The organism is Corallococcus sp. AB049A, assembly GCF_003668885.1.
Lineage (GTDB): Bacteria > Myxococcota > Myxococcia > Myxococcales > Myxococcaceae > Corallococcus > Corallococcus interemptor.
The window spans coordinates 20,254-29,496 of the sequence record NZ_RAWL01000058.1; the positions used below are offsets into that span (position 1 = coordinate 20,254).

The 9,243-nt window shown below is 74.0% G+C and carries 7 protein-coding genes and 1 pseudogene; 3 read left to right on the forward strand and 5 right to left on the reverse strand.

The features are described from left to right. Window positions 1-67 precede the first annotated feature (67 nt). Both D7X55_RS09115 and D7X55_RS09120 read right to left on the reverse strand, forming a co-directional pair. Window positions 68-2,431: an alpha-2-macroglobulin family protein gene (locus D7X55_RS09115; RefSeq protein ID WP_199746912.1), complete on the reverse strand. Its 2,364-nt coding sequence runs from the start codon at window positions 2,429-2,431 to the stop codon at window positions 68-70. After that, a complete protein-coding gene (locus D7X55_RS09120; protein ID WP_121722836.1) occupies window positions 2,428-5,544 on the reverse strand; it encodes an MG2 domain-containing protein in 3,117 nt (1,038 codons plus the stop codon). Before D7X55_RS09120 ends, D7X55_RS09115 begins: the two co-directional genes overlap by 4 nt. A gap of 105 nt (window positions 5,545-5,649) precedes the next feature. Here D7X55_RS09120 and D7X55_RS09125 point away from each other — a divergent pair, with 105 nt between their 5' ends. Continuing rightward, window positions 5,650-6,837 carry a hypothetical protein gene (locus D7X55_RS09125; protein WP_120550218.1) on the forward strand — a complete coding sequence of 396 codons (1,188 nt, stop codon included), beginning with the start codon at window positions 5,650-5,652 and terminating at the stop codon, window positions 6,835-6,837. Window positions 6,838-6,868: 31 nt separating this feature from the next. Here the strand turns inward: D7X55_RS09125 and D7X55_RS09130 are convergent, their stop codons facing one another. Beyond that, complete coding sequence (locus D7X55_RS09130) at window positions 6,869-7,162, reverse strand: hypothetical protein (RefSeq protein ID WP_120550219.1); 294 nt, start codon at window positions 7,160-7,162, stop codon at window positions 6,869-6,871. Further along, window positions 7,155-7,370 (reverse strand): hypothetical protein, encoded by a 216-nt coding sequence (locus tag D7X55_RS09135; protein WP_233609732.1) that lies wholly within the window; start codon window positions 7,368-7,370, stop codon window positions 7,155-7,157. Before D7X55_RS09135 ends, D7X55_RS09130 begins: the two co-directional genes overlap by 8 nt. A 273-nt stretch (window positions 7,371-7,643) precedes the next feature. Here D7X55_RS09135 and D7X55_RS09140 point away from each other — a divergent pair, with 273 nt between their 5' ends. Further along, window positions 7,644-7,853 carry a hypothetical protein gene (locus D7X55_RS09140; protein WP_120550221.1) on the forward strand — a complete coding sequence of 70 codons (210 nt, stop codon included), beginning with the start codon at window positions 7,644-7,646 and terminating at the stop codon, window positions 7,851-7,853. Window positions 7,854-7,875: 22 nt separating this feature from the next. Here the strand turns inward: D7X55_RS09140 and D7X55_RS09145 are convergent, their stop codons facing one another. Then, entirely contained in the window at window positions 7,876-8,781 is a 906-nt protein-coding gene (locus D7X55_RS09145) for an AEC family transporter (RefSeq protein WP_121722837.1), read from the reverse strand. A 243-nt stretch (window positions 8,782-9,024) separates the two neighbouring features. On the opposite strand from D7X55_RS09145, the pseudogene D7X55_RS09150 reads away from it, so the two are divergent. Further along, window positions 9,025-9,243, forward strand: a pseudogene (locus tag D7X55_RS09150) (MFS transporter); the annotation flags it as partial.

Below are 9,243 nucleotides of genomic sequence, written 5' to 3' on the forward strand. Positions count from 1 at the left end.
GAGGCCGGACGGAAGGGACCAGCACCGGCGCCGTGAGTGGGGAATGACCCCACGGCGCCAGCGGGCGTCAGCGCACCGCCCAGGTGGAGGGAGGCAGTGACGCGGTGATGTCCGGGCGGCCGGGCACGTCCAGCCGCGCCGCGCCCGCCTGCAACGTCCCGCCGAGCGTGGGCAGCACGCGGAACTCCACCAGCACCGGCGCGCCCTGCTCCCGGGGAGCCAGGTCCAGGGACAACGCGCCATCCTGCACGTCCCAGGACGTCACCTGTCCGGACGCCACGAGCGCGGCCAGGCTCGCGGGGTCCACCTGCACGCCCGCGGGCAGGTCCTGCTGGAAGCGCAGCGGCAGCGACGCGGGCGCTCCCACCTGGACGCGCACGTTCGTCAGCTGTCCCACGCGCGCCTCCTTGGGCCCCGTCACGGCCAGCTGCAGGCCGCCCTTCGTCTCGGCCTTCCACGGCACCGCCGCGGACAGCGCCAGGGAGAAGCCCAGCCCCGGCACCGCGGGCTCCGCGCGCACCGTCCACGCGTGCGTGCCCGCCGAGCCCGGCGCGGCGGCCTCCAGGGCCAGCACCTCGCGCAGCGCCTTCGTGTCGTAGGTGCCCTCCGTGACGACCTGCCCGTCGCGCGCCACCGTCACGCGCACCCGGGCAGGCAGCGGATCCTTGAAGAGGGCCAGCGCCGCGCGCAGCCCCACGCGGTTGGCCTGCCCATCCCCCCAGCCCAGGCCCGGCGTGTAGTGCGCGAGCAGCCAGGCGCCCAGGTCCGGAAGCGGCGCCTTCGCATCACCCCGCAGGGCGAGCACCGCCATCGCCGTGGCCTCCGCCTCCGAGGGCACCTGCCCGTCCGCGCGCACCGTGTCCGGCTCCACCGGCAGCCACGCGGTGCCGTCCGGATGGGACTTCAGCGCCTCACGCACGCGGGTGCGCAGGGCGTCCGCCACGCTGCCCTCCGCGGTGCCCTCCGCCAGCAGCACCGCCGCCGTGTAGCCGTCCTTCACCTGCGGCAGGTAGCGCTCGACGACGCCCGACGCGCGCACGGTGAAGGCCGCCGCGCGCTGCTTGCCCTCGGGGGTGCCCTGCGCCGCGCGCACCACGCGGGCGCAGTCCGCCGTCGCCACCAGCAGGCGCTGGAGCGGCCAGCCGTCGCCGCCCTGGCAGGTGCCGTCCGGCCGCTGCGCCTGGGCCACCTGCGCCACCAGCCGCTCGCCCAGCCTCGCGAGCACCGGGTTGTCCGGGTGGGCCAGCGCGCCCTCCGCCAGCCGCGTCGCCACGTCCACCGACGGCGCCCGCGCCGCGCGCAGCACCCGCTGCGTCGCCACCAGCGACAGCGCCTTCAGCGCCGCGGGGTCCGCCGTCTCGCCCAGCGCCTTCAGCAGCTCCGGCGCCTGGCCCGCGAGCAGCAGCGCGTACGCGTCCCCGGCCACGTCCACCGGCCGGCGCTCCACCGTCGCCAGCTCCGCGCGCACCACGCCCAGCGCGCCCGGGTACACCTGCAGGCGCACCCGCTCGCTGCCGGCCTGCGCGTCCTGGGGGCCCGTCAGGGACAGCGTGCGCGGCGCCGCCAGCGAACCGCCGTGCGTCTGGACCACGGGCTGCCCGGTGGCCCACACGTCGAAGTCGCGCACCACCGCGTCCGTGTCGCCCAGCGACGCGCGCAGCGTCACCGGCCCCGCGCCGCCGGCCTTCACCGTCACCAGCTCCACCACGCTGCCGCGCGCGGGCACCCGCACCGTGCGCGCGCCGGCGTCCACCTGCGCGCCCTTCACGTCCACCTTGAGCGCGGCCTCCACGGCCTTGTCCGTGGTGTTCACCACCTGCACCGGCAGGCGCACCGTGTCGCCCGCGCGCAGGAAGGGCGGCAGCACCGGGTCCACATACGTGGGCAGCGTGCCCGCGAAGGACGTCACCGCCCCGGCCTGAGCACCGGAGCGCGAGTGCGCCAGCGCCAGCACCCGCCACTGCGTCAGCCGGTCCGGCACGCGCACCGGCACCGTCGCGGAGCCGTTCGCGTCCGTCACCACCAGGGGCTCGAAGAGGAACGTCTCCGGGAACCACGCGCGGGTGGGCGCGTCCGCGCCGCCACCCTTGTCCTTGGCGACGCTCGCCTCCTCATCCATCTCCGGCTCCGGGGGCGCCGCCATCTCCATCACGGGCGCGGCCGCGGCCACCGGGGGAGCCTCGGCCCGTCCGCCGCCGCCCTCGTCGTCGTACGCGTTCGCCGAGCCGAAGCTCGCCATCGCCTTGAGCTGCCTGGTGCGTGACCCGGAGCCGTCGGAGGCCTCCCCCGGAGCGCTCCCCGCGAGCGCGGCGGCGGAGCTTCCAAAGGACTTGCGCATCAGGTCCCCCGCCACCAGCCAGAGCGGTATCCCGCCCAGCACGAACCCCACCCCGAGGCCCACGACCCCGGACATCCACGAGCGCTGCTTCATGGCGCCTCCCGGGCGACCCACGCGTTCCAGTTCACGACGTCCTCCGGCAGCCGCGTGCCGTTCACCACCACCGCGCGCGGATCCGTCAGGGCCAGCAGGTCCGCCGGCAACCGCGACAGCCGCAGCTTGCGGCCGAACGCATCCGTCACCTTCTGCCCGCGCTGCTCGCACGCGGCCAGCGACTCCGACCACAGCCGCGCAAGGCCCTCGGGGTTCAACGTCTCACCCTCGGGCGCGGTCTCCTCCCACTTGCGCGTGCGCGCGTGCAGCTCCGTCAGCACCGCGTAGAAGGGCTCCGTCAGCTCCGCGTCCGGGGAGAAGGGGCTCATCACGCTCGCCGTGAGCGGCGTCTCCACATCCTCCAGCGCGGGCACGTCCGTCACGCGCAGCAGCGCCGCCGCGGCCGCGTTCGCGCCCCGGATGCGCCCCATGGCCAGCGCCTGTCCGTCCAGCACGCCGAAGGCCGGCGTGGCCACCGAGGGTGCGGGCCTCAAGCCGTCCAGCGCGTCCGCGCCCGGCAGCGGCGCCAGCTGGGACAGCGTCTCGTCCACGCCGAAGAGGCCCACCGCCGCCTCGCCGTCCTTGCCGTCCACGCGCGTGCGGAGCTGCAGGTGCGCCATCTCTCCGGGCGCGTACGCGGGCTTGTCCGGCGACACCTCCACCGACAGCGACGCGCGAGGCGCCACGTAGACGCGGGCGGTCGCATCCACGCCCTCCACCTGCGCCCAGCCCTCGAAGTCCTTGGGCAGCGTGAAGCGCGCGGCGCGCGTGGCCGGGTCCAGCTTCTCCTTGAGCCGCGTCGCTCCCGCCACCAGCTCCAGCGTCTTGGGCAGCTCGCCCGTGAAGCCGGGGCCGCGCAGCAGCTCCACCTTCACGGACTCGCCCGCCTTCGCCAGCACCGGCGTCGCGCGCAGGCGCAGCGGCGGCAGTTGCGCGGGGCGCAGCACGAACTTCGTCTCGCCCATGTCGCGGCCATCCCACTTCGCCTGGACCTTCAGCTCGTAGCCCAGGAACGTGGTGGCCTGGGGCGGACGGGGGATGCCGTTGCCTCCGTACGTGGGCTGCGCGGTGAAGCGCACCACGCCCATGGCCTCCGAAGGCCGCCGTCCCGCCTGGAGGTCCGCCTGCGTCTGGGCCGGAATGCGAACGCGCGACAGGCGCTCCTTCACGCACGAGAGCGCCGCCGCGGCACCAGGGGGCGTGGCCTCGCCCGAGGGCTCCGACACCCAGGTCAGCGCCAGCTCCGGCCGGTCCGGCCAGCGCCGCCACGTCATCGCGCCGGGCACGGTCACGGCGCGGTCCAGCGTGGGAGGCAGGCAGGAGCGCGCATCCAGCGCGGCGACCGTCAGTCCGTCGCTCACGCCCCGCTCATCTCCGAAGGCGACCTGCGTGTTCAAACGGAGGGAAGGCAGGCCCGGATCCTGGACCTGGAAGCGCAGCTGGAGCATCCGCTCCGCGCCCGCCGGCAGTCCCTTCGCGCGCAGCGCCGACGCCACGCACGCCTCCAGCCCCACCTCCGCGCCGGCCACGTCCAGCACCTGTCCGGCCGGGCCCACCCGCATCACGAAGTCCGCCATGGCGGAGCCGGAGGATGGACTCACGAAGCGCGCGCAGGGATGCAGCGCGGGCAACAGCCGCTCCAGCGCGAGCTGATCCTCCAGCGACGTCTGTCCTCCCTGAGCGCCCAGCAGGTCGCGGGACGACACGAGCGAAACGGACGGAGGACGCGGCTGCACGCGCACCGGCAGGGGCGGCACCACGACGTTCACCGCGGGGCCCGGGTCCAGCTGGAAGGCGGCCACGCCGTCCTCGTCCGCCACCGCGCTCACGCCCTTGTCGCGAGGGTCCCACGCGCGCGTCACCGTCACCTCCGCGCCCGGCAGCACCTGGCCCGACGCGGTGGTGGCGCGCACGTAGACGCGGTTGCTGAAGCCCGCAACCAGACCGTCCTCCAGCTCCGTCACCGAGGTGACGGCCAGCGCGTCCTCGGACAACAGCAGCGACACGCCACCGCGCACCGGCTCACCGGTGGGGTCCTTCGCCTCCACGCTCGCGCTCAGCGTGGCCTGGCCGCGCAGGTCCTGCGGCACGCGCGGCAACGTCACGCGGAAGCGGCCGGAGGCATCCGTACGCGCCTTCGCCGGCAGCCCGCCCTGGAGCCACTCCGTCGGCGGAGGCCAGGCACCCGCGTGGCTCCACGCCAGCGTCACGTCCGTGTCCGCCACCGGAGCGCCGGACGCGTAGGACACCTGCCCCGTCACCTCCGGCGTGTCATTGGCGCGCCAGAAGGGCCGGGGGCTTGTCGCCTCCAGCCGCAGGCGCGGCAGCGTGAAGGGCTCCACCGTGAAGCTCGCATCGCCCGAGGCGCCGCCGCTCGTCCACGTCACCGTCCACGTGCCCGTGGACGCGCCCCGGTCCAGCGGGAACTCTCCGGCCACCACGCCCCAGTTGCCCGCGGGCGCGCGCTCCTCCAGCACCACCTCGCCGGAGGGGTCCGTCACCTTCCACGTCCCCGGCCGCCCCTCCAGCGGCGACAGGTCCTTCGCGCGCAGCGCCACCGCGCGGAAGCGCACCCGGTGCCCGGGCTCATACAGGGGCCGGTCCGTCAGCACGCGCACCCGAGCGGGCGCGTACAGGGGCAGCGGCGCATCCACCGTGCCGGCGCCCAGCGGCGTGGTGAGGCGCGCGCGCAGCTGGTAGTCGCCGTCCGGGACCTGCGGCAGCGTCACCGGCGCGGACAGGGGGCCCGCGTCCTCGCGCTCCCAGCGGCCGTTGGCGTCCAGCGGCAGCGGCGTCTCCTTGCCGGAGGCGTCCACCAGGAACAGCGCCGCCGAGCCCCGGACCACAGGAGCCTTGAACACGTTCACCTTCGCGTCCACGCCGTGCGCCTCCGCCCAGACCCGCACCCGGGAGGAGCCCCCACGCGCGAGGCCATCGGCGTACAGGCCCACCGTCTGGCGGAACTCGCCGTCCGGACACCAGGGCACCTCCACGCCCTGGAACGCCCAGGCGGACCAACACCGCCCGGAAGCCACGAAGGCCAGGCCTCCCCCCAGAAGCAACAGCCCGAGCCCTCCGGCCACCCATCTCCGGCGCTGGATGCCACCTGTCATGCGATTTCTCCCCGTCTTTCCACTGTACGCCGGAAAGCGTGGAGCCGGTCCCCACCCTCCCCCCGTTGACGTATCCGTGGGGTGGCTGGGCTAGGGTGACGCGCCATGGTCGTTCAGAAGAACCGCTCTCCGCAGGATGCCCTGCCTCCCCGGCTCGACGCGCTGCTCGAAGCCCTGATGGACCGCGACTTCGCGGCGCGGCTGCGCAAGGTCTACCAGGCGGCCGCCGTCGCCATCGACCGGCTGGGACACCTGAGCATCGTGAAGTACGAGCCCACCACCGCCGAGCCCGACGACGCCGCGGACCTGTCCCTCTGGGAGACGATGGCGCCCGCGATTGGCGAGACGCTGATGGACGTGAACAAGCTGGTGGCCGCCATCCGGGACGCCTTCCCGCCGCCCGCGCGCCCCGCCGCGTCCAGGGACGGAGGCTGGGCCCCGCCGCCCGCGAGCTCCGACGAGCGCCTGTCGCAGGAAGCAGAGGCCGTGCTGCACGCCAGCGCGGAGCGCCTGTCCAAGCGCGTGCAGGAACTGGGCGTGCAGATGCGAAGGCCGGAGGTGGTGAGCGACCGCTGGACGCTGATGTCGGAGCTGGCCGCGTCGCGCGCGGACTTCCGCAACCGCATCGGAGACCTCGTGTACCTCACCGCCGCGGCCTTCGCGGACGTGCGCCGCGAGGACGTGGTGCCCGGCTACGCGAACCAGGTGGGCGCGCGCGTGGCGCTGCGGGGCGCGGCGGCGGACCTGCGCCGCTCATTGCAGGGCCGGCTGGAGCGCGCCGCGAAGGCCACGGACGCCCAGCGCCCCGCGCTGGCTCGTCAGGCCGATGAGAGCCTGGCCGCATTCGTGTCCCTGCCCGCGTCGCTCGCGCTGAAGACGCCCACCAAGCGGGAGATCATCGCGGCGCGCGGCCGGCTGCGCGAAGCGGGCACGCAGCCCGCGCTGGGGCCGGAGGTGCTGCCCGGACTGGTGGAGCCCTTCCTCGCCATGCTGGACGAGGCGATGGAGGAGCTGACCCGCACGTGGCTCACCGTGCACGACCGCGCGGTGTGGGCCGCCAGCGGCGTGCGGCTGGAGCAGGTGGAGATGCACCTGGAGCTGGGCTCTCCGGGCGCGGCGCGCGTGCTGGAGGAGGCGGTGGCGGCGGCGGGCGCGCTGACGGGCCGCTCCGCGCCCTTCGACGTGTTCCTGCGCAAGGGCCGGCAGGAGGCCTCGGAGGGACTCAACGAGGCCGGTGCGCGCGACCTGCTCGCCCGCTTCCGCGAGCGGCTGGCCAGCCTGCCGTTCAGCTAGACAGCCGCACGCTTCGACGGGGCCCGGGGCTTCACTTCGTGGGCGAAGCCGGCGTGGGCGCGGGCAGCACGGGCACTTCCTTCTTCGGAGGCAGCACGCGCAGCTCCTCGAAGCGCGCCGCCAGCGTCTGCTCCGTCAGCTCCTCCTGCCACTGCTTGGGGTTGGTGTTCCACCCGAAGTCCGCCGGCACCTTGCCGCCGCCCTGGCTGGAGTAACCAATCATCTCCGGGAACTGCGCGGACCAGCGGCCGCCCGGATCCGGCTCCTTGGTGACGTGCTGCCGGTTGGGAAGGATGAAGGGCCTGGTCTTGGGAGCATCACTCATACAGCCAAGCCTCTCCGAAAGAGACCTCGTTGTGTAGCTCCAAGCGAGGCTCCTGCCGCCTTCGCGCATGGTTCTTGGGGGGCAGCACGCTGGGCCCCAGCTCGAACACCGCCGCGAAGTAGCGCGCCTGCGACTCGCTGCCGTAGCGGTAGCGCCGCACACCCCCCGCGTGCGCCACCTCCACCCGCCAACCCTTCCGGTCGCACATGACCTTCACTGTGTTCCCTGCACCCATCCCGCCTCCCCCTCACGCCGTTGTCCGAGGGGGTACGCCATGAAATCTCCGTGCCAGCGCCCGCCAGCCTGCCCAACGGGTTGCGGTGTCGCCGGGTGAGCAGTCGTCCGGGGACCGGTAACGTTTGCAGGGCGCCCTGGAGGGCCGCCTTCTGTCCCCGAAAGGTGGGGCGAGGCGCCACACCGGGTCCTCGCGGGGCCATGCCGGTCTGCTTGTGTCGGGCGGATCCTGCGTTAACTCAATGGCATGACCCACTTCGAGACCCAAAGCGGAGAGCGGTTCGCGGACTTCGACCTTCCCGAGGGCTGCATGATGTGTGGCGGCGCGGTCTCCATCCGGGCCACGCCCGCCGGTGCCCACGGCTACTGCCCGCACTGCCACGTCCTCTCGCGCCCGCAGATGCGCGTGAAGCCCAACGGCGTCGAGCTCTCCTTCGAGACCACGGCGCTCGCCTGAAGAAGCGAGCGTCACCCCACCTTCAGTGCACCCAAGACAGGAGCATGGGCGCGCTGAAGAACGACAGCGGAATCCCCACACCCACCATCAGCACCGCCAGCTCCGGATCCAGCTCGTGCTCGGCGGCGAGGATGGCCGCCGTCACCATGGGCGCCATGGCGATCTGCAGCACCGTGGCCTGCTTCACCACCAGCGCCAGCCCGGGCACGAACATCAGCAGGCCCAGCACCACCAGCGGCGCGAGCAACAGCTTGTAGGACAGCCCCAGCGCGAGCGCCGGCGCGCGGGGCAACAGCCCCTTCAGCCGCAGCTGGAAGCCCACGATGAACAGCGCCAGCGGCGTGAGCAGGTCGCCCAGGCGCTGGAGCACGGACTCCAGCCAGTCCGGGAAGGCGAAGGGGCGCAAGAGCAGCGCCAACACCAGCGCCTGGAACGGGACGAACATCACCACCTTGCGCACGAGCGTGCGCACGGACAGCTCCGTCCGGGCCCGAGCCCGGGCCGCCGTCAGCGTGGCCAGCGTCGCCATCACCAGGAACGAGCCCAGCTGATCCGCCACCACCGCCACCGGCACGCCGGAGGGCCCCAGGAGCGCGGAGGCCATGGGCAGGCCCACGAAGGCCGTGTTGCCCAGCCCCGCGGTGAGGATGAGCGCCGCCACGGACTCGCGCGTCAGCCCCAGCCGGGGCCCGAGCAGGCGCATGAAGAGCACCGCACCCGCGAAGAGCAGCCACGGCGCCGCGGCGGCCACCACCAGCCCGGGCGCGAACTCCAGCCGGTGCATGGCGCGCAGCACCAGCGCGGGCAGGGACACGTTGAGCAGGAAGGCGTTGAACGCGGGCACCGTCCCCTCCGGGAACCGGCCGCTCCGCCGAGCCAGCACACCCAAGACGAGGCACACCCCCAGAAGTCCGATGACCTGCCCCATGCCCGCCTTGCGTCCCGCCTTCCTTAGGTGTGGATTGGCGCGGCAACCTGGAGGAGCCCGCCAGCGATGTCCAGCGCCATGACGGCGCGCACCGGGAAGTCCGGGTTTCAAGCGCGGCTGGAATGCATGAGGCCCCAACCGCCTGCTCGGGCCCGGGCGCGCATGGAAACGCGCGGGGCGTGAGCGCATGCTGTCGGGGGCCCGCGGTCAGTCCCACCACCCCACGTCCGTCGGGCATCCGCCATGAATCCCGTTGCCACGGTGTTGAGAGCGCTGGGCGGGGGTGGCCTGCCACGGACGTACTGGGTCCTGTGGGTGGGCACCTTCGTGAACCGGCTGGGCTCGTTCGTCGCGCCGTTCCTGGCGCTCTACCTCACGCGCGAGCGCGGCTTCAGCGTGGAGCAGACGGGCTTCATCGTGTCGCTCAACGGCCTGGGCGCGGTGCTGGCGGCGCCCCTGGGC

Coding starts and splice junctions, on each gene's coding strand:
- D7X55_RS09115 (WP_199746912.1), bottom strand. CDS start 2,431: ATGAAGCAGCGCTCGTGGATGTCCGGGGTCGTGGGCCTCGGGGTGGGG.
- D7X55_RS09120 (WP_121722836.1), bottom strand. CDS start 5,544: ATGACAGGTGGCATCCAGCGCCGGAGATGGGTGGCCGGAGGGCTCGGG.
- D7X55_RS09125 (WP_120550218.1), top strand. CDS start 5,650: ATGGTCGTTCAGAAGAACCGCTCTCCGCAGGATGCCCTGCCTCCCCGG.
- D7X55_RS09130 (WP_120550219.1), bottom strand. CDS start 7,162: ATGAGTGATGCTCCCAAGACCAGGCCCTTCATCCTTCCCAACCGGCAG.
- D7X55_RS09135 (WP_233609732.1), bottom strand. CDS start 7,370: ATGTGCGACCGGAAGGGTTGGCGGGTGGAGGTGGCGCACGCGGGGGGT.
- D7X55_RS09140 (WP_120550221.1), top strand. CDS start 7,644: ATGACCCACTTCGAGACCCAAAGCGGAGAGCGGTTCGCGGACTTCGAC.
- D7X55_RS09145 (WP_121722837.1), bottom strand. CDS start 8,781: ATGGGGCAGGTCATCGGACTTCTGGGGGTGTGCCTCGTCTTGGGTGTG.